Raw genomic sequence first — 16660 nt, 5'->3', positions numbered from 1 at the left:
GAGGGAGGAGTTGGGAAAATGGGAGATATAAAGAATTCATATGATTTAATCATCATTGGCGGCGGTCCGGCAGGGCTTTCTTCAGCAATCTATGGGGCAAGAGCCAAGCTGAAAACCCTCGTGATCAATAAAGGAACCATAGGCGGTTTAGTCAATACGACGCGAGAGATTGTCAATTATCCCGGATATCCGGAAATCAGCGGTTCTGATCTCATGCTCGACTTTAAAAAACATGCGGAAGTGTTTGGTGTCGAGTTTTTACGCGACGAGGTTGTCAGTACAGATTTTACTCGGGGAGACAAAATCATTACCACAAAAAAAGGCAAGGAATTTTCGGCAAAAGCTGTCATTATTGCCTGTGGCAGTGAACCAAGGCTTTTAAACATCTCGGGCGAAAAGCGGCTCCAGGGCAGCGGTGTCGCGTATTGTGCGACCTGTGATGCCGAGTTCTTCGAAGGAGAAGATGTTGTTGTCGTGGGCAGCGGGGACCAAGCGATTGAAGAAGGAATGTATATTACCAAGTTTGCCCGTAAAGTCACTGTGATTGTGCTCCATGACGAAGGCGTTCTCGATTGCAATAAAGTCAGTGCCGAAAGAGCGTTCCAAAATGAAAAAATGGAGTTTATCTGGAATTCCACGATTGAAGAAGTCCAGGGCGAAGAAAATGTTGAAGGGGTAAAAATCAAGAACTTAAAAACAGGAAGTTCGACTGAACTGGTTTGTCAGGGAGTCTTCTTTTTTGTAGGAATGGTTCCTTCCACTCATTTTCTCAAAGACAGCGGCATCGACATGGACAAAAGAGGGTATATTCCCATCAATGAAATGATGGAAACGAATCTTGAAGGAGTATATGCGGTCGGGGATAACCGCATCAAATATTTAAGACAAGTTGTTTCGGCCGCCGGAGACGGAGCTGTAGCAGCGGTTGCCGCTGAACGCTACATCGAAGAATTAAATGCGTTTAATACGAACATTCTCCAAAGCGACAAGAAAGTCTTACTCCTTTTCTTCAATGCCTTAAATAATGAAAGTTTGGAATTCAGCACTTTATTAGAAGAAGCTAACCGGGAGCTGGGTGAACACTATAAAGTCGTGAAGGTGGATATGGCGACCCCAAAAAACCTGGCGAAAAAATATGAGGTTAATAGTGTACCTGCTGCTTTAGTTTTAAATAAAGCAGAAAAGGTCAAACAACTTTACTATACGATGGATAAAGAAAGCCTAAAAGCTCAGATATAGATACCAATAATCAGTGAAGTAGTACAAGGAGCGTCTCAGAATTAAATTCGATTTTTAAAGATAGCTAAAAAGATCACCTTTATCTGCTGCGGATAAGATGATCTTTTTGTATCTTAAAAACAAGACTATACTTCTTTCATAAATTGATATTCTAGAGAAACAGGATGGCATGCTTAAAAGTGTAGCCATCCTGTTTTTTTAACCTTTAGTTAACATTACTCTGAAAGGAATTATAGGGTTACCTGGAGAATGTTTACTAAAATGTTAATAAATATCCAAGGGGAGTGTCGTATTTGAAAGTAAGATCGAGATTGTTGTTGGGTAATTTGCTTATTGCTTTATTATTATGCATTACTTCAATAGCCGGGATTTTTGGAATGAGATTTTTATATTCTAACAGTCATCATTTGGTTGATAACACAATGCAGAGTGTAATAGCTCTCAGAGAGCTGCAATTTTATTTCGCCGGGCAATCCAATGACATAAGGGGGTTCTTGCTAACAGGGGACGACTCTTATGTTAAAGAGATTGAAACTAAAAAAGTGGAAGCCCAAAAAAGATTTGACTTTATTAAGTCAGTAATGGTAGACGAAAAAGAAAAATCTATCCTTAAAAAGGTCGAAGACAACTATACAAAGTTTACGAATTATAATTTACAAATTGTGGATTTATACCACCAAGCTAAAATTACTGAAGCTAACGCAATCTGTTTTAATGAAGCTAGAGCTGCTCGTAAAGATACAGACTCATTATTTACGGATTTAGGAAACTACGAGGAATCGATTAAAATTCGTGAAGCTAATAGAAACGCAGTATTATATAAACAACTGAGTAGTGGAAGTATTGCATTTTTAATCCTTGCCTATTTAGCTGCAACTTATGTTAGCTTTTCTAGTGCCCGAAAAGTTACCGAACCTCTTAAGAATATAACGGAATACTCTAAAGCTTTAGCGAATGGTGACTTAAGCAGGGATATAAAACCACATAACGCAAAAGACGAATTAGGTGAATTAACAAGAAATTTTGTAGTTATGCTTGATAGTCTTAAGGTTTTGGTATCTCAAATAAAAGAATCTGCTACGCAAGTAGCTGTTACGTCGGAGGAGCTAACAGCAAGTACAGAAGAACATGCGAAAGCAACTGAGCAAGTAGCTAATGTAGCAGAAGACGTATCCCATAATTCTAATCTGCAATCCCAGGCAATAAATATTTCAACAATATCTATGAATGAGATATCTAATCAGGTTAAACGGATAACTGATAGCAGCAACAGCGTTGTAGAATTATCCCAAAAAACAGATAAAATGTCTAAAGAGGGTATGCTTGCTGTAACCGGAGTTATAGCTCAAATGGATAAAATAGCTAACAGCAGCGCATTCGTTATTAAATCGATCAAAGACTTAGAAGAAAGTTCGCATAAAATATTTAGTATTACGAACGTAATTACCAGTATAGCAGATCAAACTAATCTTCTTGCGCTCAATGCTGCAATAGAAGCGGTTAGGGCTGGAGAGCACGGTAAAGGATTTGCTGTTGTGGCGGAAGAAGTCCGTAAACTAGCAGAACAGTCTAAACAGTCCGCAGATGATATTTCAAGTTTAATTAAGGAAACTGAGAAAAATTTAATTGAAGCATCTACGGCAATGGATGCTGAAGCGGAGAATGTTAAAACGGGCATAGAGAAAGTTCATGTTTCCGGAAAAGCATTTGATAATATTAGCAATCTTATTGACGAGTTAACGAAGGAAATAGAACTTCTATCTTCAGTCATGATAAAGATATCTAATGAAACAGGGAATGTTGTTGTATCACTCAACAAAGTGAATAATACAAGCCTAGAGGTTACTGATCAGATGCAATCCGTGTCAGCGACTGTACAAGAACAAACTGCTTCCATAGAGGAAATAAGTGCGGCTTCGCAGAGCTTATCTGAAATGGCCGATCATCTGATAGGAGCAGTTAATAAATTTAAATTATAATTAGGTTTAAATTTTAAACAGAAACCAGCGACAGGTATTTATTTCGTATTTTAGCTCAAACAGTTTAAGGCTTCCATTGATTTCGCTTTGACAGCGGAAAACAAGCATTCGGTTGCCGGCGATCTTTTCTTCGGTTTTTAAGAGAATTTGATCGACCTGAATGACAACGGGTTCACCTTCAAAAGTGACTTGGTATTTGACGGGCCGAGGAGTGCCGTCCTGGGAAAAACGAGCCACCATTTCGATGGGCTGCATAAGAACTTTCACGGTAACACCTCCTTAATAAAGGTAAATATTTATAGCATGCTGGACATCATCGGATATTCCTCTTCTTCAATAACACCGCCGGTCATGGCTTTGAGTCCGGAGTGAAGGTAGGAAGAACGGATGATTGCCTGAGAACCAAACCGGGAACGGATTAAATCTACAGCTTGGTCAAGCTTGCGGAGTTTTGCATAGTCTTTTCCAAATAAGGCAAGCTGAACGAAATCATCCTGGCTTAAGTCGGAAACCCGAACTCCCATGTGACGCAAAGGCTGACCTTGCCATAACTCATCGAAGAGCTGACATGCGATTTCCCAGATTTCTTGGGTGCAGTCTGTGGGATGAGCAATTTTTCGCTGGTGTGAATAGGAGAGAAATTCTTGAGTCCTGAAAGAAATGGCGATAAGGCAGCTTTGATAATGATCCTGCCTTAAACGGGCAGAGACCGTTTCGACAAGGGAGAGGAGAACAAGGTGAGCAGTTTTCCGATCTTCCACATCAAAAGCAAGTGTTGTGGAATTTCCCATTCCTTTGACATCAATACTGCCTCCGGGTCTAACCGGCGAGCCCTCGATTCCATTGGCATAGTTCCAAACGAGTTGCCCGAAACTTTTGAGACCGGGCAGCAAAAGCCGGACATCACAATGAGCAAGGTCGCCGATAGTTTGAATTCCATGGCTGCGAAGCTTGTGTGTAGTTGCTCTGCCGACCATGAATAGTTCTTCAATAGGCAGGGGCCACATTTTGGAGGCAATCTCTTGAGGAAAGAGAGTATGAACTTTATCGGGCTTTTCGAATTCGGAGGCCATTTTCGACAGCAGTTTATTGCTTGAAATGCCAATATTGACGGTAAATCCAAGTTCATTTTTGATGCGGTCTTTCATTTGGCAAGCGGTTCCAACGGGGTCGTTAAAGAGTTTTTCCATTCGGCTGAAATCAAGAAAGTATTCGTCGACGGAAAACTGCTGAATTAAAGGAGAATAGTCGCTTAAAATTTCACCAAGAGAGCGGCTGCATTGACGGTAGAGCAGATAATTAGGCTTAGCGATTGCAAGTTCTGGACATTTAGAAAGAGCGGAGTGCAAGGTTTCGCCGGTCTGCACTTTAAGTTTTTTGGCGGGAAGGGATTTCGCAAGGACGATTCCGTGCCGTGTTGTCGGGTCTCCTCCAATGACCGAAGGAATCTGGCGAAGGTCAATGGGATCACCATGCTGTAAACGATAGGCGGCTTCCCAAGAAAGATAAGCAGAATTCACGTCAATATGGAAGATAATACGTTGCCTCATTATGTTCACCACCATTTGAAAATGAGATTCGTATGTTCTTATTTTTGTATTATATACGAACAAATATTCTGCATCAATGAAAATATATATTCTATATTAGTCTGCTGAGTTAGAACGTTGAATTAGAACATTATGCATTGGAGCGAAGAACAAGTTTAAATAGAAAGGCTACCCAGACGTTTTTATTACGTCCTGGATAGCCTTTGATATAGATAACCAATTACGGGAAAATTTAGCGTTTTCCGAAGCTTTCAAAGGTGCGGCGAACCATTTCACCGCCAACAGATCCATTTTGACGAGCGGTTTTGTCTCCGCCTAATTGAATGCCCATTTGACTGGCAATGGTATTTTTGTCTACAGGTAAATTGTATTTCGCCATAATCGTAAACCTCCTATGTTCTCGTTTAGTTCGAAGCTGTTCTGAAAACTTTTCGATTTGTTAGAGAGCATTTGATTCCGAGGCATTTGGTTCTGATTTGATTCGCGAATCAATAATACTAATTTGTCCTTTTTTATGACAAATATTCTGGTAAGTTTTAGTGCGTGAAATGGATATGTATTTGTTAACAAAGATTGATTGATGGAGGGGTAACCGGTTAAAATTCTAAGGACATATCAAAATGGAATAAAGTACATATTAAAATTTTTTATTTTAACTCTAGCTTTTTTAAATAATAGAAATTATAATTAAGGAAACTTATAGCATTCAAAAGCGCCTTTTAGGTGCTTTTGTTATTTATATGACTCTGAGGAATATATACTCTTTTTAGGAAGGAAAGGGATCTAAATGAGCAAGTGTTTTAACATGACATTTTGTGAAGAAACGATCTATCTCCTGGATTCTCTTTTTGGTTCGCTCCCTATTTCGGTGATCATTACGGATGCAAATGGTGATGTTTTAATGCTTAATGATCACTACGCTAATTTTCTCAAAGTGGACAAGGCACAAGTTATTGGTCGTAATGTCAACGATGTCGTGCCCAATACACGGATTCCGATCGTTCTGGCAACAGGTCAACCGGAGATTTCCAAGGAACATGTTTATGGAAACGGGATCAAATCCATTGTTCACCGGATTCCTCTATTCGGTGATGACGGAGAGATTGCAGGATGTCTTGGCACTGTTTTATTTGAATCGATGGAGGAACTGAGTCAGTTAGCACAAGCAAATCAGGTTCTTCATAATAAACTGTCTGAATATCAAAATGAAATTAGAAGTATATTTAAAGCCAAATATACGTTTGATCAGATTCTTGGACAAAGCACGATTATCAAGCGGACAAAAGAGCTGGCCAAACGAATGGCTCATAGTAAAGCGAATATTTTAATCGTTGGGGAAAGTGGATCGGGAAAAGAGCTTTGGGCACATGCAATTCATTGTGAAAGTGATCGTGCGGACTTTCCTTTTGTCAGCATAAACTGCGGGGCAATTCCGGAGAATTTGCTGGAAAGTGAGCTTTTTGGTTACGAGGAGGGAGCTTTTACCGGCGCTAAAAAAGGAGGAAAGCTCGGAAAATTTCAGCTTGCCAATGGAGGTACGCTTTTTCTGGATGAAATCGGGGATATGCCTCTGTTGATGCAGGTGAAAATCCTCAGGGCTTTACAGGAACGTGAGGTGGAGCGCGTTGGAGGACGGGAAGCCGAGAAGGTAGACGTTCGGATTATCGCTGCAACTCACCGAAATTTAGAACAGATGATCAAGGAAGGAACATTCCGCGAGGATCTTTATTATCGATTGAATGTGTTATCTCTGCAATTACCCGCACTTAGGGAACATTCAGAGGATATTCCTTTGCTGATTCAACACTTTCTTACAGAATACTGCAACAAGGCAGAGACGCTTAAGCGTTTTGATCCTGAGGTCCTTGATATCTTATGTCACTATAGCTGGCCGGGCAATATTCGTGAACTAAGTGCGTTAGTGGAACGTTTGATTGTCAGTGTGGATTCTGAGGTCATCTATATGAAAGATTTACCAACCCATATTTGTTTGTCAACAACGAAGAAGAACCACGATACGTGTTTGTTAGATAAAGCTCTCGAGGAAGTTGAGCGTGATCTTATTAAAAAAGCTTTGATTATTGCCCATCATAGCAGAACTGAGGCAGCCCGAATTCTAGGCATTCCGCGGACGAGATTATATCGCAAAATCGAGCAATACGGACTTGAGACTGTAGATTCTCAAGATGTAGCGAAATAGAACAATGTATTAAAATAGAACAAAGGCTTAAAAAAGCCTTAGATTGTGCTTGTGCATGCAATTACAATATAAACTTGTAGCGATTCGCTACAAGTTTTGTTTATCAATCCATTGATTTTATTTATGAATAATCCGGTACTATGCACAAAAACAATAATTTTTACTTGGGCCTTCAAGCCTTGAGTAATCAAGGCCCGTAAAAAATCTTTTTGGATAATAATGTGAAAAAAAGTATTTGTACAAACTTTTTGGCACGAGACTTGCTTTAAGTTATAGTCGCATTCAAAACAATCTATCGAAAGGGAGGAATACATGTGGCAAAGGTAATCACTGCAGCCGAAGCAGTAAAAAAGATTGCTGACGGAGTATGCGTCGGAGTCACTGGTTTTGCTGGTTCAGCGCATGCGGAAGTTATTACCACGGAACTTGAAAATCAGTTTCTCAATGAAGGCCACCCCCGGGATTTAACATTATTCCATTGTGCAGGGATCGGCGATGGAAAAACCAAAGGGGTAGGGCACTTTGGTTATGAGGGGCTCGTTAAACGGGTTATTGCCGGGCATTATAACTTAGCTCCCCGTATGGTAAACCTTGTTGTTGATAACAAGGTTGAAGCGTACAACTTTCCTCAAGGTACTTTAGCTCAGTTAACACGCGATATTGCTGCAGGCAAGCCTGGTACTGTAAGCAAAGTCGGATTAGGAACCTTTGTAGATCCCCGGATTGAAGGGGGAAAACTTAACGCAAAGACCCAAGAAGACATGGTTGAAGTGCTCAATCTTCAAGGAAAAGATTATCTGTTCTATAAAGGTTTTAATGTGGATGTTGCTATTATCCGTGCTACTTCTGCCGACGAACGCGGAAACTTGAGTATTGAAAAAGAAGCCGTTTCCCTCGAAATTTTCTCTATGGCACAAGCGGCAAAACGCTCTGGCGGAATTGTTATCGCTCAAGTTGAACGGATCGTTTCAACAGGTTCGCTGAATCCGAAAATGGTCAAGGTTCCTGGAATTCTCGTTGATTATATCGTTGTCGCCGCAGACGAGCAATGGCAAACGTTTGGCGAGTCTTATAATCCGGCGTATTCCGGTGAGGCTCGGGTTCCGGTAGGACAATTGGAAGCAATGCCCTTAAATGAGCGTAAAGTTATCGCCCGAAGAGCGGCATTTGAACTCGTTCCGAATGCTGCGGTCAACCTTGGTATCGGAGTGCCGGAAGGGATTGCTGCAGTAGCCAATGAAGAAGGCATTGCCAGCCAAATGACGCTGACCGTTGAGGCCGGAGGAATCGGCGGGATTCCTGCAGGCGGCGGAAGTTTTGGAGCTTCTACTAATGTTGAAGCCTTGCTCGACCAACCTTATCAATTCGATTTTTATGATGGCGGCGGATTGGATGTTGCTTTTCTCGGACTTGCTCAAATGGACAAGAAAGGAAACATCAACGTCAGCAAATTCGGGCCGAAAATTGCCGGCTGCGGTGGTTTCATCAATATCACCCAAAATGCCAAAAAAGTGGTCTATTGCGGTACGATGACTGCGGGCGGTTTAAAAGTTAAGGTCGAAGACGGACAGCTCAAAATTGTCCAAGAAGGTAAAATCAATAAACTGATTGACACCGTAGAGCAAATCACCTTCTCCGCAGAATATGCGCAAAGTGTTAACCAACCTGTCCTTTATATTACGGAGCGTGCTGTATTTGAGCTAACTTCTGAAGGCGTGATGCTTACAGAAATTGCTCCTGGAATTAGCCTAGAGAACGATGTCTTGGCTCATATCGATTTCAAACCGATCATCTCTCCAAACCTCAAAACAATGGATGCTCGAATTTTCCAAGACGGACCTATGAACCTCAACGTAGCTCAAGCCGCAAAATAAAATTAGGGGGATCGCCATGCTAGGTGTTATAGGAATTTTACTGGCTCTCGGACTTCTTATGTTTATGGCATTTAAAGGTTACTCAGTTATTTTCTTTGCTCCAGTTTTTGCAATATTAGCTGCCGTATTATCCGGAATGGCCTTAATGCCGACCTATACTGAAATTTTTCTTCCCAACCTTGCGAACTATGTTAAAGTTTACTTCCCCTTCTTTCTCCTAGGTGCTGTCTTTGGAAAAGCAATGGAGGAATCCGGAGCCGCAGCTGCAATTGCCAAAGCAATTGTTAAGAAACTCGGAACGAAACAAGCAATGCTCTCCGTCGTTCTCGCCTGTGCCATCTTAACCTATGGTGGTGTAAGTCTTTTCGTTGTAGCTTTTGCCGTTTATCCGTTTGCAGCAAACGTCTTTAAAGAAGCGAATATTCCTAAACGTTTAATTCCTGCAACGATTGCTCTCGGTGCCTTTACGTTTACGATGGACGCTCTTCCAGGAACTCCTCAGATTCAGAACTCGATTCCGATGAAATTCTTTAATACAGACCTTTATGCTGCTCCTGTAACTGGTACTCTCGGTGCACTGATGATTTTTGTCGCGGGTATGCTTTACCTTGAATGGCGCAGAAGAAAAGCTCAAGCTGCCGGAGAAGGCTATGGAATCCATACAAGCCAAGAACCTGAAATCATTGAAGACAGTACTTTGCCTAATGTGCTCTTATCCACTGTCCCGTTGATCGCTGTTTTGGTTGTGACCTTAGTTCTCACGAAATTTGTTTTTGTTCATTGGGATATTTCAGCATGGGCTACCCAAGCTCCTTATAAAATGGATAAAGCCGGAATCGTCGGTACCATGAATAACTGGGCTCTCATGATCGGTTTAGCCGTTGGAATTATTATTGCATTTTTTATCAACCCGAAGAAAATGCAAGGCAATGTCGCCAAAGCGCTTAACGCCGGTGCCATCGGTTCCTTATTAGCCGTTATGAATACAGCTTCTGAAGTCGGTTTCGGAAACGTTATCAAGTCTCTTCCCGGTTTCCAATCCATCGCCCATGCTTTAATGAGCATCAAAGGCGGCGGCAGCCCGCTTCTCTCTGAAGCTGTTACGGTTAACGTTTTAGCCGGTGTAACGGGATCTGCTTCCGGTGGTATGAGTATTGCGCTTGATACTTTCGGTAAAGACTATCTTGCGATGGCTAATAATATTGGATTAAGTCCTGAGATGTTGCACAGGATTGCTTCCATGGCCTCCGGTGGTATGGACACCTTACCGCACAATGGCGCTGTTATCACATTACTGGCTATCACCGGATTGACTCATAAACAAGCCTATAAAGACATCTTTGCTTTGACGTGTATGAAAATTGTTGCTCCGTTGATCTTGATTCCGCTAAGTTCTATTTTCCATTTTGTTTAATCGTTAATCTTAAGTCAACGTGGCTTTGAAAGTCACTTTTCGAAGCCACCACTTTCACTATAACAGACTAAATTTAAGGAGGAATTTTTTCATGAATTTCGAACTGACAGAGATCCAAAGCTTAATCCAGAACACGGTCAAAGAGTTTGCTCAATCTGCCGTTGCTCCTATTGCTGCAGAAATTGACCGCGAGCATCGTTTCCCTGCAGAACTTCTTCCCCAACTTGCTGAACTCAATTTACTCGGCGTACCTTACGCTGAAGAGGTTGGCGGCGCTGGAGCAGACCACATCAGCTATGTTATCGTTATCGAAGAACTGGCTCGCGTTTGTGCCAGCACCGCTGTTATCGTTTCTGGTCATACTTCGTTAGGAACCTGGCCGATTTACCAATTTGGTACAGAGGCTCAAAAAGAAAAATATCTGAAAAAATTAGCAAGCGGCGAATTCCTTGGCGCATTTGCTTTAACCGAACCCGGTGCAGGGACAGATGCTGCAGCAGGACTGACAACTGCTGTTTTAGAAGGAGATGAGTGGGTCCTTAATGGTTCCAAGATCTTCATCACCAACGGTGGTTATGCTGATGTATACATCGTTACAGCAATGACCGACCCGAGTCAAGGAACAAAAGGTATCAGCGCATTTATTGTTGAAAAAGATGCACCTGGTTTCTCTGTTGGCGAAAAAGAACACAAAATGGGAATCAAAGCTTCCAGTACAACACCACTTTACTTCAGCAACTGCCGTATTCCGAAAGATGCTATTATTGGTAAACCCGGACAAGGCTTCAAAATTGCCATGCAAACGCTTGATGGCGGACGTATTGGAATTGCTGCGCAAGCCCTTGGAATTGCCGAAGGTGCATTAGATGCAGCTGTTAAATATGCTAAAGAACGTGTTCAATTCGGAAAACCGATTGCTACAAAACAAGCGATTCAATGGATGATCGCTGATATGGCTACGCAAATCGAGGCTGCTCGCCTCCTCGTCTATCAAGCAGCTTACAATGAAGAGAATGGCCTTCCTTACACCAAAGAAGCGGCTATGGCTAAACTCTTCGCTGCTGAAACAGCAAGCTTCGTTACGAACAGAGCCGTACAAATCCATGGCGGGTATGGTTATACCGAAAACTATCCGGTTGAAAGAGCAATGCGTGATGCTAAAATTACTGAAATCTATGAAGGAACTTCTGAAGTTCAACGGATGGTTATTGCAGGAAGCGTTCTTCGCTAATATGTGGTTTAGCTCAAAACTTAATGCCATTTAAAAAATATGATTTAAAAATAAGTAGGAAGTTTTAAAACGTTATTAGCAGAGTGGGAGGGCAGGCCGCAGGTCTGCACTCCCTGCGAAAGGGGAAACAAAGGAATGAAAGTGATTGCCTGTTATAAGTGGGTTCTTGATGAGGCTGATTTGAAAGTCGATGCCAAATCCCGCGCCTTGCTTACGGATCGGGCCAAAAATAAGATCAGTGAATATGACCGTAATGCGATCGAATGTGGGGTACAACTTACCGAACAAGTCGGAGGAGAGGTTGTGGCTCTCACTGCTGGAACTGCCAATGCCAAAAACTCTCTGAAGGATGCCTTATCCAGAGGACCGGCTCAGGCAGTCTGGGTGAAAGATGAGTTGATGAGTCAAGCTGATTCTTCGGCTACCGCCAAAATTCTGGCTGGAGCTGTTCGTAAAATTGAGGAATATGACCTCATCGTTTGCGGCGAAGGATCAAGTGATGAATATGCCCAGCAAGTCGGAATCCGTATGGGTCAGCTGCTCGATATTCCGGTTGTTACATTTGTCAACAAAGTTGAAGTCAAAGATGGAGTACTCCGGGCTGAACGTAAACTGGAGGAAGGAATTGAAGTTGTTGAAGTTAAGCTTCCTGCTTTAATTACGGTTCTTCCTGATGTGAATACACCAAGAATTCCAAGTCTAAAACAAATTCTTGCCGCTTCTAAAAAACCTGCTCAAGAATTATCCCTTGCGGATTGCGGTGTTAGCGCCATTGAATCGAAAACGAATCGCAAAAGTGTTCTTGGTGCAGTTATGGAACGTAAACAAATCCGTGTTCAGGGTGAAGTTGCTGAAATGGTTCAACAAATGGTTGGTGTACTTAAAAAAGAAGGCTTATGTTAGGGCTAGGAGGAGGAAAAATCATGTCACAAATCTGGGTTATTTCCGAAACACAAACTGGACTGCTTGAGTTGGTGGCTCATGCCAAAGGAGTTGCTCAAGGAGACAGTGTTGTAGCCTGGGCCTTCTCGACCGAAGCTGCGCAAGCCGTTTCTAAACAAGGTGCGGACCAGGTTATTGAATTTACAGGAGCAAAACGTCCTGAGGATTGTGTTCCGGTATTGATTGAACGTGCTGGAGCAGAAATGCCGGCTGCTATCCTTTGCGGAAGCACAAAGCGTTCGAAAGAGATCGCTGCACGGTTAGCTGCTGCTTTTGATACAGCATTAATTAATGAAGCTTTTAATTTACAACACAATGGTCAATCCTTTGAAGCGGAACGTTACATTTACGGTGGACTCTGTGTAGCCCATGAAGTTGTAGATTCCGCTCCTTTCATGGCAGTTATGGTTGCAAAAACAGTTGAAGCTCTTGCTGAAGGCACAGCTTGTCCTATTGAAACTGCTGCAGTTTCAGAATCAAAGGTTCAATTGATTGAGCTTAGGCCGAATCAATCTACATCCAACCTTGGCGATGCAAGTGTTGTTGTTTGTGTTGGCCGCGGAGTGGCTAAACAGGAAGATATTGAACTTGCCCGCCGCTTAAGTAGCAAACTGGGCGGAGAGTTAGGCTGCACTCGTCCGGTTGCTGAAGATCTGCATTGGATGGCAGAAGAGAACTATATCGGAATTTCTGGACAAATGGTTAAGCCTACCGTATATATCGGTATTGGTGTATCCGGTCAAATTCAACACGTGTCTGGTATCCGTGATTCAAAAATGATTATTTCTATTGAAAAGAATGAAAATGCTCCGATCATTGAGGCATCTGATTACGCTCTTGTCGGCGACTTGTATCAGATTCTTCCGGCCCTGCTCAATGCTCTTGGGGCGTAATTAAGGAGGCTATTATGTCAGAAGAATGCTTTGATGCCATTGTGGTTGGCGCAGGCCCTGCGGGCAGTGTAGCCGCCTACTGTATGGCAAAGGCTGGTTTAGAGGTTTTGCTGATCGAGCGTGGGAGTACACCGGGAGAAAAAAATATGACGGGAGGACGGCTATACGGTCATTCCTTGCATAAAATCATTCCGAACTTCTGGGAAGAAGCACCCATTGAACGCAAGGTCGTTCGTGAAACCGTGACCTTTATGACCGGTGAAACTGCAGTTTCACTTGATGTCAAAAGTCAAAAATGGGATGAAGTACCGTCCTTTACCGTTTTACGCTCAGAGTTTGATGCATGGCTTGCTTCTAAGGCAGAAGAAGCTGGAGCAATGTTAGCAGCAGGAGTCAAAGTTGATGAACTCATTATCAAAGACGGCAAAGTCGTTGGTGTTCGCTGTGATGAAGATGAAATGTTTGCCAATGTCATCATTGCTGCCGATGGAGTTAACTCCCTGCTTGTTCAAAAAGCGGGCATCCGCGGAGAGCTTTTGCCGAAACATGTGGCAACTGGAGCCAAGGAAGTTATTGAATTACCTCGTAACGTTATCGAGGATCGCTTCAACCTGTCAGGCGATAACGGGGCTGCTCAGCTCTATGTGGGAGAGTGCACCCAAGGACTGCAGGGCGGGGGATTTATATACACCAATAAGAACACAGTCTCCCTTGGCCTCGTCATCACCGCTGAGGAGTTCGAGCATACAGAACATCGTATTATCGATTTGATCGAGGAGTTTAAAATGCACCCGGCTATCCAGCCTCTAATTGAAGGCGGCAAAGTGGTCGAATACTCCGGCCACTTGGTTCCGGAAGGCGGACTTAGCATGATGCCTCCTTTGGTCCATGATGGGCTCCTCATCGTTGGTGATGCTGCCGGGTTAGTTTTGAATATTGGATATATGGTTCGAGGCATGGATTTGGCGATTGCTTCCGGCGAAGCGGCAGCTAACGCTGTAATTGCAGCTAAAGAGAAAGAAGACTACAGCAAACAAGGCTTAGCTTCTTATCAAAAAGACTTGGAAAACAGCTTTGTTCTTCAGGATCTAAAGACTTACTCAAAGTTCCCGGCATTCATGGAAAATAAGCGGATTTTTGCTCACTATCCTTTGTTTGTTGAAGAAATGATGGTTAATTTGTTCAAAGTGGATGGAACTCCGGCTAAACCGATTGTAAAATCAACCTTAGGCAACATTAAAAAATACGGCGGTTTAGTACAGCTTGCCAAAGATGCATGGAAGGGGGTTTCCGCTCTATGAAAAAGCTTAGTATCGAAGAACGTCTTGGGACGAATAAGTTTATTGTCGACGAAGATGTCCCGCATATTGTTCTCGATAAAAGCATCTGTGCAGCTTGTAAGGCAAAACCTTGTGTTAAAGCTTGTCCAGCAGGTCTGTATCAAGTCCAAGGCGACAGTGTCAGCTTTGATTATGCCGGTTGCCTAGAGTGTGGGACTTGCCGGGTCGTTTGTCTTTCCAAAGGTCTTACATGGGTTTATCCCAGAGGAACCTTTGGCGTGGAGTTTCGCTACGGTTAAAGAAAAACTTTTAGCAATAAACACATTACCGAGTATAAAAATGAAGGAGTGTAAGATAATATGAAAGAACTCGCATATGCAGATATGAAAGTGGGAGACAGTGCCTCCTTATCTAAAACGGTAACAGAATCAGATATTTTGACCTTTGCCGGACTGACTATGGATTTTAACCCCGTTCATGTTAATGCGGAATATGCGAAAGAATCCATTTTTAAAGAACGTATTGCTCACGGCATGATCTCTGCCGGCTTTATTTCCGCAGTATTAGGCACCACATTGCCTGGCCCGAACTCCATCTATCTTGGTCAAGAACTTAAATTTACGGCTCCTGTTAAAATTGGAGATACCGTGACGGCTACTGCAACAATCACGGAAAAAAAGGATGAAAAACGCATTCTTAAATTAAAAACTGTTGTAACGAATCAACGGGGTGAAGTTGTCGTAGACGGAAGCGCTGTAATTAAGAAAATCGGGTTATAAAAAAAATAAGGGTGGCCTTGCGCCTCCCTTATCTTTTCAAGAATTTGTAAAAGGGGTGTACTTAAATGGCTGTTGAATTTGTAGTTGAAAATGGAATTGCAAAAATTGTAATTGACCGTCCAAAGGCCTTAAATGCGCTCAATTCTGAAGTTTTGCAGGAACTCAAAAATGCAATTGCTGAACTTCAAAACCGTACGGATGTCCGTGCCCTGCTTATCCAGGGAGGCGGAGACAAGAGCTTTGTTGCCGGCGCTGACATTGCTCAAATGTCCAGCCTAAATCCGCTGGAAGGCAGTGAATTCGGCCGTTTAGGACAATCAGTCTTTAGCTCACTTTCTGAACTTCCCTTTCCTACAATTGCTGTAATTCAAGGCTTTGCCCTCGGTGGAGGATGTGAAATAGCTCTTGCTTGCGATATTCGGATCGCCAGTGAAAAAGCTAAATTCGGTCAACCGGAAGTAGGCTTAGGTATCATTCCTGGCTTTGGAGGAACTCAACGGTTAGCTCGCCTCGTCGGACCTGGTCAAGCGAAGAAACTCATTTACAGCGCAGAAATCATTTCAGCAGCTCAAGCGTTGCAAATCGGCCTGGTAGAGCAGGTCGTTGCGCCTGAACAACTGGATGAAGCTGCATTGAAATTGGCTCAAATGATTGCATCCAAATCTCCTAACGCTGTCCGCCTCGCTAAAATTGCAATTAACCAAGGGCTGGAAGGTTCACTTGAAGAAGGATTGAGATTAGAAGCCAGTATTTTTGGACTTTGTTTCGCATCTCCAGAACAAAAAGAAGGAATGACAGCCTTCCTCGAAAAACGGCCTGCTAAATTTTAGTTAGTTTAGGATCGTTGAAGGAAAGGAACCCGGACGGTTTAATTGACCAAAATCTTGTATCTCAGCGAGGGCAAAGCACTTCCAAGCCAATACCTCGTTTTGATAATAGAATGTATAGCCGTCCGTTGTACAACAATTATAGGCATCCAGGGTCCGTCCGTCCTTGAGTGTAAAACTTCCGACTTTTTTGGGCTGGATATTCATTCTATCGTCTCCTTTCACCCTCATTATATGCAGATCAATTTGGACTTACAATGAATTAAAAGGGATTGGATCCTGATTGTACAAAATATGGAAATGGCTGTTGCAAACAAACTGAATAGGCAACAGCCATTTTGTTCTCTAAAAGGTAAACTAAAGAGCCTGCCGCCTGCTATTTACAGGCAACAAGCTCTTACGGCCGATTGATTGTTGATATAAAAATCCTTGCGAAATTTCTGTTATATGTG

Annotated in this window: 16 protein-coding genes; 12 read left to right on the top strand and 4 right to left on the bottom strand. The window is 42.6% G+C overall.

What is annotated here, in order from left to right; genetic code table 11:
- Nucleotides 1–18: 18 nt before the first annotated feature.
- Together trxB and ACHOLT_RS19815 are read left to right on the top strand one after the other, a co-directional pair.
- Nucleotides 19–1239, top strand: coding sequence for a thioredoxin-disulfide reductase (gene trxB / locus ACHOLT_RS19820; RefSeq protein WP_425804246.1), 1221 nt, complete (start codon nt 19–21; stop codon nt 1237–1239).
- 293 nt (nt 1240–1532) lie between these two features.
- Nucleotides 1533–3218, top strand: coding sequence for a methyl-accepting chemotaxis protein (locus tag ACHOLT_RS19815; protein ID WP_425804243.1), 1686 nt, complete (start codon nt 1533–1535; stop codon nt 3216–3218).
- 6 nt (nt 3219–3224) lie between these two features.
- Here ACHOLT_RS19815 and ACHOLT_RS19810 read toward each other — a convergent pair whose 3' ends face one another.
- The 3 genes from ACHOLT_RS19810 to ACHOLT_RS19800 form a co-directional block, all read right to left on the bottom strand.
- Nucleotides 3225–3485, bottom strand: coding sequence for a hypothetical protein (locus ACHOLT_RS19810; RefSeq protein WP_425804240.1), 261 nt, complete (start codon nt 3483–3485; stop codon nt 3225–3227).
- Between the two features lie 29 nt (nt 3486–3514).
- Nucleotides 3515–4768, bottom strand: coding sequence for a DNA polymerase IV (locus ACHOLT_RS19805; protein WP_425804238.1), 1254 nt, complete (start codon nt 4766–4768; stop codon nt 3515–3517).
- Between the two features lie 232 nt (nt 4769–5000).
- On the bottom strand, nt 5001–5147 hold the full coding sequence (locus ACHOLT_RS19800) for a small, acid-soluble spore protein, alpha/beta type (protein WP_425804236.1): 147 nt from the start codon (nt 5145–5147) through the stop codon (nt 5001–5003).
- Between the two features lie 408 nt (nt 5148–5555).
- On the opposite strand from ACHOLT_RS19800, the gene ACHOLT_RS19795 reads away from it, so the two are divergent.
- The 10 genes from ACHOLT_RS19795 to ACHOLT_RS19750 all read left to right on the top strand — a co-directional run bounded on the left by ACHOLT_RS19795 (nt 5556) and on the right by ACHOLT_RS19750 (nt 16211).
- A complete protein-coding gene (locus tag ACHOLT_RS19795) occupies nt 5556–6968 on the top strand; it encodes a sigma-54 interaction domain-containing protein (protein ID WP_425804233.1) in 1413 nt (470 codons plus the stop codon).
- A gap of 314 nt (nt 6969–7282) precedes the next feature.
- Entirely contained in the window at nt 7283–8842 is a 1560-nt protein-coding gene (locus ACHOLT_RS19790) for an acyl CoA:acetate/3-ketoacid CoA transferase (RefSeq protein ID WP_425804230.1), read from the top strand.
- 16 nt (nt 8843–8858) lie between these two features.
- Nucleotides 8859–10256, top strand: a complete 1398-nt coding sequence (locus ACHOLT_RS19785) for a GntP family permease (protein WP_425804228.1) — start codon at nt 8859–8861, stop codon at nt 10254–10256.
- 91 nt (nt 10257–10347) lie between these two features.
- A complete protein-coding gene (locus ACHOLT_RS19780; protein WP_425804226.1) occupies nt 10348–11487 on the top strand; it encodes an acyl-CoA dehydrogenase in 1140 nt (379 codons plus the stop codon).
- A 135-nt stretch (nt 11488–11622) separates the two neighbouring features.
- On the top strand, nt 11623–12390 hold the full coding sequence (locus tag ACHOLT_RS19775) for an electron transfer flavoprotein subunit beta/FixA family protein (protein ID WP_425804223.1): 768 nt from the start codon (nt 11623–11625) through the stop codon (nt 12388–12390).
- A 20-nt stretch (nt 12391–12410) separates the two neighbouring features.
- Nucleotides 12411–13322, top strand: a complete 912-nt coding sequence (locus tag ACHOLT_RS19770) for an electron transfer flavoprotein subunit alpha/FixB family protein (protein ID WP_425804221.1) — start codon at nt 12411–12413, stop codon at nt 13320–13322.
- A 14-nt stretch (nt 13323–13336) separates the two neighbouring features.
- Complete coding sequence (locus ACHOLT_RS19765; RefSeq protein ID WP_425804219.1) at nt 13337–14623, top strand: FAD-dependent oxidoreductase; 1287 nt, start codon at nt 13337–13339, stop codon at nt 14621–14623.
- Nucleotides 14620–14901 (top strand): ferredoxin family protein, encoded by a 282-nt coding sequence (locus ACHOLT_RS19760; protein ID WP_425804216.1) that lies wholly within the window; start codon nt 14620–14622, stop codon nt 14899–14901. Before ACHOLT_RS19765 ends, ACHOLT_RS19760 begins: the two co-directional genes overlap by 4 nt.
- Nucleotides 14902–14961: 60 nt before the next feature.
- Complete coding sequence (locus tag ACHOLT_RS19755; RefSeq protein ID WP_425804214.1) at nt 14962–15381, top strand: MaoC family dehydratase; 420 nt, start codon at nt 14962–14964, stop codon at nt 15379–15381.
- Between the two features lie 65 nt (nt 15382–15446).
- Entirely contained in the window at nt 15447–16211 is a 765-nt protein-coding gene (locus tag ACHOLT_RS19750; RefSeq protein WP_425804212.1) for an enoyl-CoA hydratase-related protein, read from the top strand.
- Here the strand turns inward: ACHOLT_RS19750 and ACHOLT_RS19745 are convergent, their stop codons facing one another.
- Nucleotides 16212–16415: a hypothetical protein gene (locus ACHOLT_RS19745; RefSeq protein ID WP_006715315.1), complete on the bottom strand. Its 204-nt coding sequence runs from the start codon at nt 16413–16415 to the stop codon at nt 16212–16214. It lies immediately after the preceding gene.
- Nucleotides 16416–16660: the final 245 nt, after the last annotated feature.

The organism is Desulfitobacterium nosdiversum, assembly GCF_049860565.1.
GTDB classification, from domain to species: domain Bacteria; phylum Bacillota; class Desulfitobacteriia; order Desulfitobacteriales; family Desulfitobacteriaceae; genus Desulfitobacterium_A; species Desulfitobacterium_A nosdiversum.
The sequence above is the reverse complement of the archived record's forward strand: the minus strand, read 5'-3'. Positions and strand labels throughout refer to the sequence as shown.